This window comes from Rheinheimera sp. B2H12, from assembly GCF_059620065.1.
This window is the reverse complement of the sequence record NZ_CM184363.1, coordinates 4796872-4813121: the sequence shown is the minus strand read 5'-3', so window position 1 is coordinate 4813121 and position 16250 is coordinate 4796872. Positions and strand designations below refer to the sequence as shown.

Here is a 16250-nt window from a genome sequence, read left to right as displayed (position 1 = left end):
GGCTGGCATCAGATTGAAGTATCAGTATTGAGGGATCAGGGATTGCAAGCGCTGTTCTGTTTTCAGTTGCTGCAATCCCTGCTCAAATTTCAGCTGGAGAGCGGCGGCGGCCGGATGATGTTTGGCAAACGCCAGATACATGGGTTTTGTTTCCAGCAGGGGACCAGTGCTGCTGATCTGCTGCTGGTAGCTGTGTAACTCATGCCGGAGCAGATAATCCGCCACCATTTGTTCGGCAATCACCAAATCAACCCGGCCCAGCGCCAGCATCTTCAGTGATTCTAAATCTGAGTTCACTTCCACGAATTCGAACGGTAAGGCCCGTACCGAGGGGTGGTAACTGTAGCCCCGTACCATGCCAAGCCGCAGCTGTTGTTTGGCAAGCTCTGCAAGCTGCTGAAATTGGATAGGTTTGTCATTACGCTGGTAAAAACGAATATAGTTGGCATAAAGTGGGGTGGGGTAATGCAGATAACTGGCTCTGTCACTGTCGTACCATAAAGTCACGATGGCGGCGGCCTGACCTTGTTGCACCTGTTTCAGCGCCCGTGGCCAGGGTAGAAATTCAATCTGGATTTGTTGTTGCTGGCTGGCGAAAATTTGTCTGACCAGTTCAATGGCATAACCCTGTTGTGGTAAATGCTCACCGTTATGGGGCACAAACTCACTACTGACAATCCGCACCGGCTCAGCCCTGAGCATAAAACACAGTAATAAAAAGCCACACAGCAGAGTTCTCATTCCTTTGCCTCTTTAGGGACAGCTATGCTTGATTTTTGACCATGCCGCTACCAAAAGCAATGAAATTTTCGTGCCCTTAAGCTGACAGGGCTTAAGCAGTGGGTATGTGGCGGCCCTTGGCGTTGCTGTTGCTGACTGCATCGCCCGCAATTGCTGCATGTCATTAAAAAATATGATATTTTGCAATTTACTGGCTATGCTGTTGATATGGCTTTGCTGGACCTGAATACAGAATGCCCTGTGCTGGCTCGGCTGCGGACACCGCCTGGCAACACCTCAACTGACAAGATTGCCAGCTTTGTGGCGAGTTGTTGGCTGCTGCCGGCTCGCAGGGCTAGGATCCTTTGACCTTCATGGAAGATGTAGTCATGACCAAGCAGATTTATCTGGCCGTCCGCCAGGCTGACGTCACAGTCCCGCCCCTCGCTGTTTTGAGCGCTGAAGCGGCAATTCCGCTTTGTTGGCTGAGTTTATTTGAACTGACCGATTTTAGCGCCGCAGCGACTCTGCAACTTAGCTGTCCATTGCAACTGGCACAGCAGCGCTGGCAACGGCGATTGCCGGCACTATTGCAGTGGCTTGGCCCGGCGTCGGCGTCATTGCTGGATGATTTTGGCCGTTGGTTGGCCGCACAAAGCGGCCAACTGTTGCAATTGCCACTGACCCATTTTGATTCTGAAGCCGCCTGTTGGGCTGCACTACAGCAGTATTTTGCCGATTTACACCAGATTGAGCAGGCTCCCAACTCATGGCAAACAGGACCATCCGCCTGGTTGCTGCCGGTTGAACCGGCGCACTGGTGCAATGTGACTGCTGGCGATGCGAATGTTGGTTGCGACCGGACGACCACAGCTGCTATCCCCACAGCCGGCCAGCTGTCAGAGGTACGAGAGCTGATCCATCCGCATACGCTGGAAATTACCGCTGCAGTGGTGCCGTTAGCACCTGAGCAGCCAGAGACATTGCCAGCCAGACTACAACAACAGCTACGACTTTATCCAAATCTGACGCCATTTTTGTATCTCGGCGCTGTCAGTCAACCGCTTGGTCAGGCGCTACAACAACGACTATTGGCAGGTCAGCTGGATCCGCTGCTCGCAGGTGTATTAATGCTGGCACTGGATCACCATCTGATGTCTGCCCGGCATTATCAGGCGTTGCAATTCACCGCAACGGCCGACTTGCCGCTGCTGGCTGCGCTGACTGCGGATGGTCGCAGTGTTGCCCAGTTTAACTGCGCTGCCTGGCCGGTTGAGCAGCTTGATCAGATGTTAACAGCGTTGCGTCAGTGGCTACAGCTTAGGTTGCCGGAGTAAGGCAACGAGCGTTGTGATGGCAAAAACCTGAGCGACTCAAGCCGCAGCCTCTGCACGAGCAAACACCTGCAATGACCAGCCCGCAGCCATCCGAAGTTGGCGGCATTCTGGGTACTTTAGGATTTCCTTAAACAGGAAAAACCTGCCATAAAACTGCTCATTCAGCTTAAACCTGATCTTTTATCAGGAATAAACGTAAAAGCCTCAATCTACAAATGCAAACCATTAGTGTTAAGATAAGTAAATCTATTTCAGGAGTTTTACCAATGACCGCACGTTTTCGTTTGTCCCACATTGCTGCGACTGTGGCGTTAATGGCTGTTGCCACGCCCACGCTGGCGGATGCTGCAACTGAAAAAAAACCTGCTAAAACCGTGATGCCAGCACTGGAAGTGATCACTATTACCGATAGCCAGAAAGCCCATCAGTTTCAGGAAACCGGTAGTGTCACGCTGGTGGACTTAGTCCAGATCCAACGGGTGCAGCCGGTTTCGACCGAAGACGTGTTACGTCGTCTGCCGGGGATTAATATTAAAACCGAAGAAGAGTCTGCGGTTGTTGCGAACTTCGGTATTCGTGGTTTGTCAGCCAGTGAATCTAAATCTTTACTACTGGAAGATGGGGTGCCGGTGGCGCCAGGCTTGTTTATTGGCAATGAACGTTATTTTAATCCACGGATCCAGCGGGTTGCTGCTGTTGAAGTTCTCAAAGGCTCGGCCTCACTGCGTTATGGCCCGTCGACCATTGGCGGTGTGGTGAACTATCAGACCAAAACACCAGACAATGGTGTTGAATTATCAGGTCGGGTCGGTTCTTTTAACAGCCGTGAAATGACGGTTGAAGCCGGCAATCGCACGGCCAGCGGTGATGCTTTTGCCGGTATTGTGGCGACTTATGCCAACAGCGATGGTTTTATGGATAAAGGCTATCAGATGAGTGATCTGATGGCCAAAGCCGGTGTTGAGTTTGCCGATAAGCAAAAAGTCGGGGTGAAAATTTCCCGTCACAGCAACGATGCCAATATTTCTTACCGTGGTTTGCTGCTCGGTGAATATCAGGCTGGTGCCGGGCATAACCCGGCGCCCGATGATTATCTGTTGATCGACCGCACTGCTTTTGATTTAAATCATGAAGTGCAAATCAATAACAACACCAGCTTACAAACGCTGCTGTACTGGAGCGATGTGTCGCGGGATTACTGGCGTTATAGCGTCAACAGCGCCGAATCGAACAAGGCCGGACGTTGGGTCTATACCAATGCTCTGACCGGTAACAACCGTGCTTTCGAACGTTTAGGGGTGGAAACCAGATTAAGCACTGAACATCAGTTGGCCGGATTGGCTGCCAGCACTGAAGTTGGCTTGCGGTATATGACCGAAGAGTCCGATGATCAACGGCTCACGGCCACCCGCGCCGCCGATCGGACAGGGACGCTGGCCGCGCATTTACAAGACTCCGCCGACAGTGTGGCCGGTTATCTGCAAAGCCGTATTCAGTTCAGTGACAAGCTGGCGCTGACGCCAGGTCTGCGGGTTGAATCCTATGAACAAACCCGGCTGAATCTGACGCAAAACAATAGTGAAGCCAACACCAGCAATACTGAATTACTGCCAGGCGTTGGTTTAACCTATGAACTGACGGACGCTGCCCAGCTCTACGGAGGTCTGTACCGGGCGTTTTCACCTGCGGCCAACAGTGTGGCACTGAATGGTTTAACCGATCAGCAACTGGAAGGTGAAACGTCAGTCAACTATGAAGCTGGTGTGCGCGGCAGTCAGCCAGGTCTGAGCTATGAAGTGGCGGCCTTTTTAATGGACTTTGATAATCAGGTTATCACCGGCAACAGTAACCCAACTCTGTCCAGTTCCAATGCTGGCGAAACCCGCCATTATGGCATGGAGTTCAGCGGCTCTTACCAATTGGCTGAGCAATGGGCGCTGGACGCCAATCTGACCTGGGTGCCGTATTCAAAATTCCTCACCGAAAAAGAACCAAATCCAAAAACACCGATCATTGGCAATCGCCTGCCTTATGCACCTAAAGTGGTGGCTAACCTGGGGCTGAATTACGATTTAGAGCAGTTACAGTTATCGCTGAATCTGCATCACCGCGGCGAGCAGTTTGGCGATCAAACCAATCTGGTGGCCATGCCAACCAATGCTGCCAGCGGCATCTGGGGCGGGTTAATGCCAGCTTATACTGTGATCGATTTATTAGCCCAGTATGAGTTCAGCACTGATGTTGCAGTGTTTGGTGGCGTGAAAAACCTGGCCGACAAACGTTATATCACTGGCTTGCGGGAAGGCATTTATGTCGGTCCGGAACGGTCCTTTGAAATTGGTGCCCGTTACCGCTTCTGATAGCCTCAGCTTATCATCAGGCATCACGACCGACCAAAAGCCAGTCAGTTCACCCTGACTGGCTTTTTTTCTGGGGCTTAGCTTACTTGCGGATATTCAGCTGATAACTGCCGGCACCTGTCACTGACTTGACGATCGCGCGGTAGTACCCATTGCTGGCAGCATAACTTAAGCTCTCGCTGGAGTTGGCGGCGGTCGATTGCGCCACATTAACCCAGCTAGTACCGTTCCAGCGCTGCAGAAACAAGTCAAAGTTGGTGCCAGTGGCTGCACTCAGCGTCAGCCGTAACGTGCCGCCGTTGTATTGGAAATAACTGTTGTTAGGTACTATGGCCTGGCCACCTGCGGTCAGGGTTCCGCTGTAAGTGTCGCCGCTACTGGCGGCCGCGACCTGAAAGCTGATAGTGCTGGCCGGGCTGCTGATTTGGCTGATATTCAGCCCGGAATCTGTGCCGTTCCACCATAAGGCATTGGTGCCTTTGCTGGTCAGTGCATTGGGCAGGTTTTTATTAAATTCAGCCGTGCTATTGCCGTCATACAGATCGGTAGCATCGCTACGGTTGCGTTTATTTTCCGGATCCCGTTTGCCATCGGCATGTTCCATTTGAATATAAGGTTTCCATTCGTTGGAATTATTGCCGCTCGGGTCGACGTGCCAAATGGCCAGACCCTGATCTGGCTGATGCTGGTTCTGACCACTCTGGTGGATGGCTTCAATATAAAATGCTTCTTTATTATTGGCCGGATTGCCCCAGCGATACAGCTGACGGGCACCTGAGGTGTGGCTGAGCTGGCCGGTGGGTGCCTGACCGTTCAGCGCCGGGTTCAGTTCAGTGACGCTGTCCCAGCCCGCCAGATGGCGAAATACACCAACCGGTGGGGTTGGTTTAAATTTATTCTGCGAACCAATGGCGCCATAACCCATCAGACAGAAAGACGCCACTGAGCCTTCGGAACTGCCGTCATAATCATATAAGTCTGGCCAGCCGAGCAGTAAATGGCCGCTTTCATGGATAAAAGTACCGATCGCCATACTGCTGCCCATATTGGTGATCTGGTACTTGGAGGTACAGACGCCGTCGGCACAAAAGCGCGGCGATAAACCGCCCATATGCGGCCATAACCCTTTCGACCAGGCGCTGTCTGCTTCCCCGGCATAAAAAAAGTTCAGGCCAAGAATTTGCTTGCTGCTGTCGGTGGTCAGAGTAGAAAAATCAAAACCTTCGGTATATTCCAGCCAGTTCAGCGCTTCGCTGATCAATTCCTGCGACCGGACAGAGGCTGATTGGCTGTTATCGGCATAATAACTTTTGTTTTTCTTCGCGGTGTAATAACGGGTGACGGTATTCTGGTAATCCAGTTTATTGCCGGACACCTGGCGGAAATAACCCCGTACTGATTGCGCATTGCCAAAGCCAGTGTAGGTCAGATCATTGAGGAAACTTTCTACCTGGCTTTTGCTGATAGTGCCGGCTTGATCCGGAAACTGAATAATCACCGTCAGACCCCGCACCGCCGGTGGCAGTGCCAGCGTTGCGGCAGCAACACCAGCTCTGGCGGATGCATCTGTCAGGCCATGGGTGTCATCTGAATGGGGCTCTGTGTCGCCAAGCAATTGTTGCTGCGCTTGTGCCACCAGCGCAGCTTTCGCGCTGGCAGACAGACCTTGTTGTGGCTGCAGGCTTTGCAGTGAACCTGCTCTGGTCAGTTTATTGCCAGCCGGCGCTACGGCTAGCCGGCCAGTGGATTGCAGTACAGTGCCGTCGCTACTGACCACCGCATAAGCGTAACCTTTGAGTTGGTTGTCATACACCACCAGTTTGCCATCTGCCAGCCGCTGTTCGGCAAAATAGTTGTTACCGGATAAATAGATGGTCAGGGTATTACCATCCGGCTGGCGAAATTGCAGCTGTTGATCGACAAAGGGTATTGCGGCCTGACTGACAGGTAAGACAAAACCAAGCGCAAGCGCCAGGCCAAGAGAGCGGATTTTCATCATGTTGTTCCTTGTTGCATCGGAAGAATAGTCTTACAGCACATTGCTGAATATTCCGGCCTCTGTGGGCCGGTCATGTCAGAGTAAGCGGACAGATCCACAGAACCAAAACAGGCTGATAGGAAAAAAATGATAAATTCGTGATATTTCGAAGCTTGTGTTTGCTTTCGAAAAACTTGTTAATCAATTTGCTGGTGGCAGCGCTGCTGGTATTTTTTATCGAAACTTTTATCGAAACAGCGCTGCCTTCGTTATCTTGGGAAGGACCAAGTTCAAGCTAAAAAACTATGTTGTTGCCATTGCCAGCTGTGCTGGATCCCAGGCAATCCGGCCAGCCAGCGCTGATAGGTGTAATTGGCATGATGGTGTAATAACGCCACTCTGGCCGGCAATTGCGCCAGGATTTGCTGCTCAGTCTGCACTGACGCCAGCTGTGGTAACCGTTGCAGCACTGCGCTGTCTTGCCGGCACCAGGCTTTGACACTGTCCGCGGTGACTTCCAGATGAGATTGCAGCGCCAGATTCGGTCCGTAGCTAAAGGCTTTGTTCAGACAAAAACGACCGTATAACAAGCGTTTGCAGCCAGCTGGAATTTGGAAGGTTTCAAAATGCCAGTGAAACATCAGTAATTCCTGCTGTTGCCCCAACCAGTGGCGCGCCTCCTGATAGGCAGTGACTCGCACCGGATCCCAGCCAATTTGCGGCACCGCATTAGGTCTGACAGCAGCCCCCAGCACTTTAGCCAGCAATTGGCCGCCAAAACAGGTGCCGAGGATTGGAATTTTTTGCTGTAATGCATCACTGAGCAGTTGTTCTTCCTGCCGGATCCATTGCAGTCGATCATTCACACTGGCGTTGGAGCCGAGCACCACAATGCCGCTGTAGTCGCTGCTGCGCTGTGGCGGCGCCTCGCCCTGATCGATGGCAAAAATCCGATAGGGCAATTGCCAGCGATCCAGATATTGTTGTAAATAGGCCGGCCCCTGGCTGGCGTCATGCTGACAAATAGCAATAGGTTTCAGGCTGGTACTGTCGGGTTCCATCAGTTGGCTCCGTGGCTAAACACGGAACCTATGCTAATCGGCGGGGCTGTAAAACTGCTGTAAAGAACTGTGCTGCTGCGCTGGCACTGGTATAAATTTTTTGCAAACTCAGCAGCACTGACTGGATTGGATTACTGGTGTGGTGGTGTCGGGACATGCGCCAGGAAATGCAATAAGTCTTGCACTACACGTTCGCGGTGGGTCGCAAACAAGCCGTGCGGCGCGCCCTGGTATTCCAGCAGAATGGCCTGCGGGATAGCTGTGGCCGTCAGATAAGCCGAAGCTTCAATCGGCACTGTTTGATCGTCAGTGCCATGGATGATTAACGTCGGCATGGTAAAAGCAGCCAGATCCGGTCTGAAGTCGGTAGCAGAAAAAGCATCCAGACAACTGAGGGTGCTGCGGCTGCTGGCCTGCAATGCGATGCTGCGCATCCATTCCAGTAATTCATTGCTGACCGGCTGTGACAGCAGACTCATGCCAAAAAAGTCTTTAAAAAACCGCTGCAGAAAATGCGGTCGGTCGAGCCGGATCGCCTGGGCGGTTTTGGCAAAATGTTCCGCCGGGGTGCCGGACGGATTATCCTGGGTCAGCAGCCGGAACGGTAAGATTGCTGCAATCAACACCGCTTTAATCACATGTTTGGCCTGGTGACGCGATAGATAGCGCGCAACTTCACCACCCCCCATGGAAAAACCGACCAGGGTGGCATCTTCGGCACCGGCATACGCCAACACCTCTGCCAAATCATCGGCCAGTCTGTTGTAGTCATAACCCTGCCAGGGCTGGGAAGAACGGCCAAAACCGCGCCGGTCATAGGCAATAGTGCGATAGCCTGCGGCGGCAACTGCGGCTGCTATGTCATCCCAGCTGTCGGCCGATAATGGCCAGCCATGGATAAACACCACTAAAGGGCCCTGGCCCCAGTCTTTAAAATACAGTTGTTGCTGATCGGAGGTGGTAAGAAAGCTCATGGCTGCTGGCCTGTAGTGGAATAGGGGAGTCCAGTGTGGCGGTAGCCAGCCTGAGCTTCTGTCTGTTACCGCACCTCAGTTGCCAATCGCCTGTCAGCTACTGGCACAACACCAGCGCCTGATATTCATCAGCGGCAAAATGGTCGGTCATGCCGCTGAGGTGATCCTGCAGCAGCCGGCAGCGCAAATAAACTTCATACACCTCAGCTACTGCACCCTGATAAGGCTGTTGCTGCAGTGCTTTTTTGTAACATTGCAGATATTTTTTCGGCAGACGTTTCAGTAACCGTTGTTCCAGCGGCAGATCGCGGGCTGAGCCTGAGAGTAACTCAGCAAAATGGGCAGATGACAGCTGCAACAGGGGGGCAAAGGTATCTAATAGGCCGGAAATAATTTTAAAGCCTTGCATCTCCAGCAGTTCGACTTCTTTGTGGTTAAACACATGCTGCAATGCCACCGCCTTAAAGGTTTTGGTGATGGCATGGCAAGGGCTGTTGTCCTCCAGTAAAGCCCGGTTCAAGCTGCCATGGTAAATGGCGTCGATATGCCGGACAAACTGGCTGGCAGCATGCTGCACCAGCGGATGGATCATTTTGACCCGCAGGCCAATAAAAAACTCATAGACTCTGTTGCTGTCTTTGCGATCGGCACGGCTCAGCACTTCATCCACCATTTGGTGAAAGCTTTGTTGTTTGCCGCCTAAGCCAGTCAGCGGCGGCAACTGGTCGACAGCCAGCTCAGGATAACAGGCGCTGAATTGCTGTTTCAGCAGCTCTGCCACCTGCTCCAGGCTGAGGATATCTTTTTCCACCGCATCTTCGATATCGGCCAGGCAGTAGGAAATATCATCGGCCGCTTCCATAATGTAACTCAGCGGATGACGGTGCTGCGGTTTGATCTGCAACGCGGTATTTTGCTGGCGGATAAAGTCTTGTTCGGTATGATAAAAACCAGGTTTTTTCATCAGGTAACTAAACTCAGCCGGCACTTCAGCCTTGGTCAGACTGGCCGGTCTGGTGTATTTCATAATGCAGGCCGACTGGGTATAGGTCAGGTTCATACTTTGTAAGGCGGCGATAATGCGAATACCCTGGGCATTGCCTTCAAATTGCTGCAGCTCGGTGCCCAGTTGCCGCCAGAGTTCGGCCGCGCTGTCATCGGTCAGGCTGGCGGCAGGCCGGTAACTCATCGCATGCTGGCGAAACCAGCGGTTGATGGCCGCTTCGCCGGAATGGCCAAAGGGCGGATTGCCGATATCGTGCATCAGGCAGGCCATCTCCACCAGCGACTCCACCGCATGGGCAGCCTCTTCCAGACCATATTTGCTGGCGTCATCCTGCAACTGGCGGAAAATACTTTGCACAATAAAACGGCCAACTTGCTGCACTTCCAGTGAATGCGTCAGTCGGCTGCGCACTGCCGCGTTGCGCTCCAGCGGGAAGACCTGGGTTTTTTGCTGTAAGCGCCGGATGGCGGCCGAATTAATAATACGGCCGCGATCGCTTTCAAAGGCATATTGCAACTGTAACATTGATTCCTGATTGGTGTTACGGCTGCTAATTGGGCGATCAGCTTTGATTTTATTGCGAAAATTAATGGTCATACGTCTATCCAATTGCAATGGCTTTCTGCCTTAGAGTGCCAGTAAGAGGCTTTGTTGGTCGGCGCTTAGCGGCAGACTGGTGTTGCCGGCAAAATCATAATGCACCAGCACGGCTACACCACTGGCGCAGAGTTTGCCCTGTTGCCAGGCTTGCTGGCTGACGTCAAAAGAGCTGTTGCCGACCCGGCTGACCCAGGTTCGAACTTCGACCGGCTGGCCATAAAACAATTCGGCATGAAATTCGACACTGAATTTGGCCAGGATCAGACGCCAGTCAGCCGGATTTAAATCTGGCGTAAACAAACGAAACAACGGATCGCGCGCGCCCTCAAACCAAACGGCGAGTACTGTGTTATTGATATGACCCAGCGCGTCTGTGTCATTAAAGCGGGGCTGGATCTGTTGGCTGTACATAAAACTATCCTGAAATAAGCTGCATCTTTGCTGGGGTTAATCTAACCGAAGCAGACGATGCTGTCAGCATTTCTGCCATAACAGGCTGCTGGCGGCTTATTGCCTGTGCAGCGAGCTGCTACCAAAGCAGCCATGATCTGCCAGCAATGGTTGGCTACAATTTTATGATAAATATTGAATGTTGATTTGATAATAGCTTGCTTTTGTTGGCTAAATTATTCAGATGTATTAACTTTGGTTTCTTAAGTGGGAGCTTTTGTAAATAAATAATGGAGTATTTTGATGAAGTGTACCAAAAGCTTACTTGTGTTGGCCACGGCGTTTTCACTGTATGCCACCGCAGCAATCAACAGCCAGACCGCAGGCACAGCTAAAGAAACTGCAGCCAGTCCTGATACTGCGCTCTCCGACAGCATGAACAAGGCTGTTCACAAATATCAGGCTTATGCTAAATACTTTGGCTTTCAGGATACGGCCAGTTATCTGCATTTTGCCCAGACCATGAATCAACTCATTGCTGGCAAGCATATACCGGGGCTTAGTCCTTTATATCAGGATCCAGCTTATAGCAGTACTTTGGGGGCTGGATTATCTTATGCCGATTTGACACCAGAGCAACAAACCGCTTTAGAAGCCGCCTATCATTTGCGGCAAAAATTGCTGGCCGAATTATTAAAAGTTCCTGTGACAGAGTTGCGTGACTATATGACCCAGTACACCAAATTTGTCGATCTGCAAGCCAAACTGGACAATATTGATCCGTCGCTGATCTATGAAACAACAACAGCAGGCAAGAAAAGAAAAATTGAAGTGCCCATGGCCCTAGAGTCACGCTGGGATTGGGGTGGCGGTGGCGATGGTAGCAGCGGCTCTGGTCCCATCTCTGTCGGGATGGCCGTTGGGCTGGCTGACTATGCCGCCAGTCAGGGCATTGTGCAATATGCCGTTTTTACGGTTCAGTTTGAATCCACAGGGATGTTACGCGACTTCAGTTACAATCACTTTTCAGGCGCCTCCCCGGTTTCCAATGGCTATCAGCCTGAATGTCCTGAAATCAATTGCGGCGCAGGACCAGATCCTAGCAACTAAACAGTTGATAGCAAATCGAATACAGTAGGTTGGAATGCTGGTCGCTGCAAAACCATCAAGTTGGGTCGCGCCCAACACCCGGTGTCAGGCCATCCCCTCACTTGTGCTGACCTGCTGCTGGCAGCTTAGCTCAGTGCGACGGCCAGCATTACGGCTGTAACGCTGTGTTGTGTGGTTGGATAAACGCAACAAATTGCTGCACCAGTGGTAACTGCTGGTGCGGATGCTGTAATAAACAGAGTTGGCGTTGCAGTTGTAACGGGCTCGGCAATTGTTGCAGTACTCCCTGATTCAGTTCTTCCTGCACTGCCAGCCTTGGCAGGCAGCCGATGCCAAGCCCGTGCCGCACCGCTTGTTTTATCGCTTCCGGTCGTTGTAATTCCAGCATTTTGGCCGGTAGCCAGCCACAACGCGCCAATTCGTGCTCCAGCACAGCCCGGGTGCCCGAGCCGCGCTCCCGTACTATCCAGCATTGTTGTTGCAAGGTCGCTGCGCTGTGATCCGGCAGTGGATGTTGTGGTGCTGCCACCAGCACCAGTTCGTCCTGTTGCCAGTATTGCAACTGAAACTCCTGACTTAACACCGGCCCTTCAATAAACCCCAGCTGTGCCTGTTGCTGGCGCAGTTGCTGCTGCACTTCACTGCTATTGCAGATTTGCAACTGGATCTCTACCTGGGCAAAACGCTGGCGGAAACTGGCCAGCAGCGGCGGCAACAAATAACAACCAATAGTTTCACTGGCGACCAGCCGCAGCTGGCCCTGATCGGTCAGCGGTTGCACCAGCGCTTGTTGTAAATCCAGCAATTGCCGCAGTTTAGGTAATAAATCCAGCGTGTGTTGCGTGGGGACTAACTGCCGGTTTTGCCGTAAAAACAACGGGGTGCCCAGTCGCTGTTCTAACTCTTTTAGCGCCTGGCTGGCGGCCGGTTGACTCAGTGCCAGTTGATCCGCCGCCAGACTCAGGCTATGGCAACGGCAAATCGCATCCAGCAGCAGCCAGTGCCGTGGGCTCGGGTAATTCATTCATTCATCCTATTTATTACATAAAATAAATCCATTATTTTTATATTAGATTTTCACTAAAATAGCTAGCAGTAGCCGACAGTCAGGAGAAAAACCATGAGATGGCTCTGTTTAATTTTAGTGTGCTTGCATGGACTGTATCAGTGGCAGCCCAGCTGGCATCAGGTTGTCAACCCGGTGCTGGCGGCGCTGGCACTGGGGTTACTGCTGGCAACGGTCAGTAACCTGCGCCAACAACACAGCCTTGTCTGGCGGTCTATCGCCCGCTGGCAGCCACCGTCCGGGTTGCAACAACAAGCGCTGCGACTCGGGATTATGCTCTTTGCATTGCAGGTGGATCCGGCGTTATTGCTGCAAACCGACCCCTGGCTGTTTGGCCGGCTGCTGCTGTTGATCACTGTGCTGTTTGCGGGCGCTTACTGGCTTGGCGTGTTTGTGTTTGGTATACGGCAGCCGCAAGTGCTGCTGTTGACAGCCGGTTTTAGCTTTTGTGGCACCTCCGCTATCTTCGCCACCCAGTCCATTCAGCAAGGGGCGGCGCCATCGCGGCACCCCGATTTGCAACCGACATCGGCTGAATTGAGCCAGAGTCTGGCACTGGTGATGTTGCTGGGGCTGCTGGCGTTAACGGGTTACAGTGTGCTGGCTCAGACCGGCTGGGTCAATCCGCAGCAGTTAGCCTGGCTGATTGGCAGCACGGCACCGGAAGTATCGCAGGCAGTGGCCGCCGCCGGTCAGCTCGGCAGTCTGGCGGCGCTGGCGGTGGCGATTAAGCTGGCGCGGGTTTGTTTACTGGTGCCTTATCTTTTGTTGTTAAACCAACAGCAACAAGGCAAGGGCCGGGCGCCATTACCCTGGTTTATCCTCGGTTTTGTGGCGCTGCTGTTGTTGCAGCTACAGTGGCCGCTGTCGGAAAGCCTGCGCAGTCTGGCTGGCTTGTGCTCCCAGACTTGCCTGATGCTGGCAATGCTGCTGACCGGCTTGCAGACCCAGTGGCAGGATCTGCGCCAGTGCCAGGCCCGTACCCTGGGATTTGCTGTAACGGTGATGCTGGGATTATTGGCACTGGCCTGGTGGTTGATGTAACAAGGCTGGCCGGAAATAAAAAATTCCCTGATGATACTCTCAACCATGCAGCAATTAGTCTTGCATCTGGGAAGACCAACTGAGTTTGCCGGCAGCTTTCCAGTTCAAATCAGGGCTAGTGCAGGATGTGTGATCCATGTAACGAATGGTTACTTTTTTACCTGCTGCTTTTGCGGCAAGCAGTGAGCTGTATAACGCAGTACATACTTCGGTCGCAACATTGTTATAACTGACCCCTGCTTGAATGGAACATAATTGCGCCGCTGAAGGGCCATTCTCAAAGCCAACAATCAGTATGCCATTATCAAGATGCAAGCCAAGCATTGTTATTTTGCCGGTGCAGTCAACCAAAGCTGCAGCATGAAACGAACAAACCAATAACAACAGGGATAAATAACGCATAGTGTTTCCTATTAGATCAAGAAAATAACGTTGTAGTTGAGGTTATCGTTGCCAATAACGACAACCTTGGTCACGAACTGTAACAAAAGCATATGATAGCAAAATGTAACGGTAAAAGGTTTTTTGTAATATCCAGCCGCTTCATCAATGATACCCTGTTGAGACTCGTCAATTGAGGGATGGTGAGTCCATGCATCAGGCGGCCAAATGATATTTTGCTGATATTGTTCGGACCAGGCCTGAAGTGACTGATCAGTATCTCGACGAAAACTAGCTGAGTAATTGATTTAGCAGATTTTTTTAGTCAGGGAATCAATTAAATATTTAACTTATTGATTATGTTGATAATTGTAAAAAAATAAATTTTTGCTACTGTCAGCTGTGAGGGCTGGGCTGTGATAGGCAATGCTGCCGGACAGGCCCAGCAGGATCGCAGCACAAGGAGCAAGTATCATGGGCACAGCCGCCAGTAGCAGTAATTTTCAGCATGGATTTCCAACCCCAGGCCCACAGTCGCCAGATGGGCAAAAAGTGATGGATCATGTGTTTTTTCTCAGTGCCGCGCAGTGGAAAGAGGCCAGAGAAAACCAGCAGTTTGATTTAGTGATTATTGGCACCGGCTTTTGTGCTTATGCCGTGGCAGAGCGGGCGCTGGCCAATGATCCGTTTTGTCGGATCTTATTGATTGAACGTGGCCCTTTTTTCTTACCAGAACATTTCCAGAATTTACCTTTGCCCTTCGTCAACACCTTAGGCGGGTTATCCGAAACCTTTCCCTGGTCACTGACGGAAAAAACTGCCAGTGGTGCTGGCGGACCTGTCACCTGGCAACATGGCATGGTGCCTTTTGTCGGGGGCCGTTCCACCTTGTGGAGCGCCTGGTGTCCAAGACCTACCACCGAAGAAATGGCCGGCTGGCCAGCCAGTACCATTGAAGCGGCGCAACGTTATTTTGCTTCAGCAGAAAAATTGTTGCAGGTGATCCCGGTCGATCAGATTGATCAAAGTCGCAGTCAGGCTGAGTTATGCCGTTTGTCGGCGCAGCGGCCAGTGTATGGTGAGTTGCAGCAGAAGGTACAGAATTTATTACTGCAGGCACCAGGGCAGGTAAAAGGTATTTACCGCACCGAAGCGGCACCTTTGGCTTGTGATGGGGTGGCGGTCGATGCGATTGATTTTCAAAAGTTTTCTACGCCTGGACCTTTGCTGGAACTGGTGGTGCGACAACAGCAAAAAGCGATAGCCGGGCAAGGTGCGCCGCTCCAGATTGTCAGCCAGTGTGTGGTGGAACAAATTTATCAGCAGGAAGGCACGGCCACTGCACTGGCAACCAGTCGTGGTGTATTGCCATTAGGCCAGGCCAAATTGGTGCTGGCGATGGGCACCTTGCCGCCAGCAACCTTGATCCGCAATTCTTTTCCGCAGGCCAGTAACGTGGGCCGGCGTTTTTCGGCGCATTTTATCAGCGCCATTACCGCCCGGGTGCCGAAGGCAGATTTGGGGTTATCCGGTCAAACCGATTTGGAAATGGCGGCTTGTTATGTCGCCGGTATTGGCGAGGATTTTCAGCAGCAGTTTCATATTCAGTTATCGGCGATGTGGGATAAATATCCGCAACAAAATGCCGGTATTGCGCTGCGTTATATGCCGGATGTGGTCTCCACCGCTTCGATGGCGCAATTGCAAAGCTCGGAAGGTTATGTGGTGTTTATCTGTGCTGTGCTTGGTGAACTGGATTTTCGCAATCCGCAGAATTTCTTTTTACATAACCCGCAGGATCATGACCTGACCAGCAACTCCTTATTACAGGTGACGCAAAACGCGGCCGATTTCAGCACCTGGCAGGCGATGGACGACGCTACTTTTGCCGTGCTGGAACAAGTCCTATCACCCAAAGGTGCGGCGCAATTGCAATATTGGCATGGTGATCCGGACCATGGTGAGTGGAAAACGGAGCGTCCTGCTAGCCAGGCGCGGCGGGTGAATGCGCTGGTGCATGAGTCGTCCACTCTGCATTTGGGTGAAACGGCAGATGCGCCAGTCGATACCCAGTATTTATTACGCGGCAGTCAGAATGTGTATGTCACCGGCGGTGGGTTATGGCCGCAGGGCGGCTCCTGGAATCCAACCATGACCATGGTGGCGCTGTCACAGCATCTGGCTGATTTATTGGTGAAAAAAGTCTGACCGGCTGACCCTTGC

At 52.0% G+C, this 16250-nt stretch carries 13 protein-coding genes; 5 read left to right on the top strand and 8 right to left on the bottom strand.

The features are described 5' to 3' along the window. Positions 1-21: 21 nt before the first annotated feature. Positions 22-741, bottom strand: coding sequence for a substrate-binding periplasmic protein (locus tag AC53GJ_RS20505; protein WP_496730257.1), 720 nt, complete (start codon positions 739-741; stop codon positions 22-24). 368 nt (positions 742-1109) lie between these two features. Here AC53GJ_RS20505 and AC53GJ_RS20500 point away from each other — a divergent pair, with 368 nt between their 5' ends. Together AC53GJ_RS20500 and AC53GJ_RS20495 are read left to right on the top strand one after the other, a co-directional pair. Continuing rightward, entirely contained in the window at positions 1110-2057 is a 948-nt protein-coding gene (locus tag AC53GJ_RS20500) for a hypothetical protein (RefSeq protein ID WP_496730256.1), read from the top strand. 266 nt (positions 2058-2323) lie between these two features. Beyond that, positions 2324-4417: a TonB-dependent receptor family protein gene (locus AC53GJ_RS20495; RefSeq protein WP_496730255.1), complete on the top strand. Its 2094-nt coding sequence runs from the start codon at positions 2324-2326 to the stop codon at positions 4415-4417. Positions 4418-4499: 82 nt separating this feature from the next. Here AC53GJ_RS20495 and AC53GJ_RS20490 read toward each other — a convergent pair whose 3' ends face one another. The 5 genes from AC53GJ_RS20490 to AC53GJ_RS20470 all read right to left on the bottom strand — a co-directional run bounded on the left by AC53GJ_RS20490 (position 4500) and on the right by AC53GJ_RS20470 (position 10447). Continuing rightward, the gene (locus tag AC53GJ_RS20490) at positions 4500-6416 is read right to left on the bottom strand and encodes a M6 family metalloprotease domain-containing protein (RefSeq protein ID WP_496730254.1); all 1917 of its coding nucleotides are present in this window, start codon (positions 6414-6416) and stop codon (positions 4500-4502) included. A gap of 269 nt (positions 6417-6685) precedes the next feature. Beyond that, positions 6686-7456, bottom strand: a complete 771-nt coding sequence (locus AC53GJ_RS20485; RefSeq protein ID WP_496730253.1) for a type 1 glutamine amidotransferase — start codon at positions 7454-7456, stop codon at positions 6686-6688. Between the two features lie 131 nt (positions 7457-7587). Next, on the bottom strand, positions 7588-8430 hold the full coding sequence (locus tag AC53GJ_RS20480; RefSeq protein WP_496730252.1) for an alpha/beta fold hydrolase: 843 nt from the start codon (positions 8428-8430) through the stop codon (positions 7588-7590). A gap of 97 nt (positions 8431-8527) precedes the next feature. Further along, positions 8528-10033, bottom strand: coding sequence for a dGTPase (dgt, locus tag AC53GJ_RS20475; protein ID WP_496730251.1), 1506 nt, complete (start codon positions 10031-10033; stop codon positions 8528-8530). Positions 10034-10063: 30 nt separating this feature from the next. Then, the gene (locus AC53GJ_RS20470) at positions 10064-10447 is read right to left on the bottom strand and encodes an acyl-CoA thioesterase (RefSeq protein ID WP_496730250.1); all 384 of its coding nucleotides are present in this window, start codon (positions 10445-10447) and stop codon (positions 10064-10066) included. 282 nt (positions 10448-10729) lie between these two features. Here AC53GJ_RS20470 and AC53GJ_RS20465 point away from each other — a divergent pair, with 282 nt between their 5' ends. Beyond that, the gene (locus tag AC53GJ_RS20465) at positions 10730-11536 is read left to right on the top strand and encodes a hypothetical protein (RefSeq protein WP_496730249.1); all 807 of its coding nucleotides are present in this window, start codon (positions 10730-10732) and stop codon (positions 11534-11536) included. Between the two features lie 148 nt (positions 11537-11684). Here AC53GJ_RS20465 and AC53GJ_RS20460 read toward each other — a convergent pair whose 3' ends face one another. Continuing rightward, positions 11685-12560: a LysR substrate-binding domain-containing protein gene (locus AC53GJ_RS20460; RefSeq protein WP_496730248.1), complete on the bottom strand. Its 876-nt coding sequence runs from the start codon at positions 12558-12560 to the stop codon at positions 11685-11687. A gap of 96 nt (positions 12561-12656) precedes the next feature. Here AC53GJ_RS20460 and AC53GJ_RS20455 point away from each other — a divergent pair, with 96 nt between their 5' ends. Beyond that, positions 12657-13646: a putative sulfate exporter family transporter gene (locus tag AC53GJ_RS20455; protein WP_496730247.1), complete on the top strand. Its 990-nt coding sequence runs from the start codon at positions 12657-12659 to the stop codon at positions 13644-13646. 54 nt (positions 13647-13700) lie between these two features. Here AC53GJ_RS20455 and AC53GJ_RS20450 read toward each other — a convergent pair whose 3' ends face one another. Beyond that, positions 13701-13970 carry a hypothetical protein gene (locus AC53GJ_RS20450; RefSeq protein WP_496730246.1) on the bottom strand — a complete coding sequence of 90 codons (270 nt, stop codon included), beginning with the start codon at positions 13968-13970 and terminating at the stop codon, positions 13701-13703. Between the two features lie 531 nt (positions 13971-14501). Here AC53GJ_RS20450 and AC53GJ_RS20445 point away from each other — a divergent pair. Continuing rightward, positions 14502-16235, top strand: coding sequence for a GMC oxidoreductase (locus AC53GJ_RS20445; RefSeq protein WP_496730245.1), 1734 nt, complete (start codon positions 14502-14504; stop codon positions 16233-16235). The last annotated feature ends 15 nt before the right edge of the window (positions 16236-16250 follow it).

Coding starts and splice junctions, on each gene's coding strand:
- AC53GJ_RS20470 (WP_496730250.1), bottom strand. CDS start 10,447: ATGTACAGCCAACAGATCCAGCCCCGCTTTAATGACACAGACGCGCTG.
- dgt (WP_496730251.1), bottom strand. CDS start 10,033: ATGACCATTAATTTTCGCAATAAAATCAAAGCTGATCGCCCAATTAGC.
- AC53GJ_RS20495 (WP_496730255.1), top strand. CDS start 2,324: ATGACCGCACGTTTTCGTTTGTCCCACATTGCTGCGACTGTGGCGTTA.
- AC53GJ_RS20465 (WP_496730249.1), top strand. CDS start 10,730: ATGAAGTGTACCAAAAGCTTACTTGTGTTGGCCACGGCGTTTTCACTG.
- AC53GJ_RS20460 (WP_496730248.1), bottom strand. CDS start 12,560: ATGAATTACCCGAGCCCACGGCACTGGCTGCTGCTGGATGCGATTTGC.
- AC53GJ_RS20490 (WP_496730254.1), bottom strand. CDS start 6,416: ATGATGAAAATCCGCTCTCTTGGCCTGGCGCTTGCGCTTGGTTTTGTC.
- AC53GJ_RS20505 (WP_496730257.1), bottom strand. CDS start 741: ATGAGAACTCTGCTGTGTGGCTTTTTATTACTGTGTTTTATGCTCAGG.
- AC53GJ_RS20445 (WP_496730245.1), top strand. CDS start 14,502: ATGGGCACAGCCGCCAGTAGCAGTAATTTTCAGCATGGATTTCCAACC.
- AC53GJ_RS20485 (WP_496730253.1), bottom strand. CDS start 7,456: ATGGAACCCGACAGTACCAGCCTGAAACCTATTGCTATTTGTCAGCAT.
- AC53GJ_RS20480 (WP_496730252.1), bottom strand. CDS start 8,430: ATGAGCTTTCTTACCACCTCCGATCAGCAACAACTGTATTTTAAAGAC.
- AC53GJ_RS20450 (WP_496730246.1), bottom strand. CDS start 13,970: ATGCTTGGCTTGCATCTTGATAATGGCATACTGATTGTTGGCTTTGAG.
- AC53GJ_RS20455 (WP_496730247.1), top strand. CDS start 12,657: ATGAGATGGCTCTGTTTAATTTTAGTGTGCTTGCATGGACTGTATCAG.
- AC53GJ_RS20500 (WP_496730256.1), top strand. CDS start 1,110: ATGACCAAGCAGATTTATCTGGCCGTCCGCCAGGCTGACGTCACAGTC.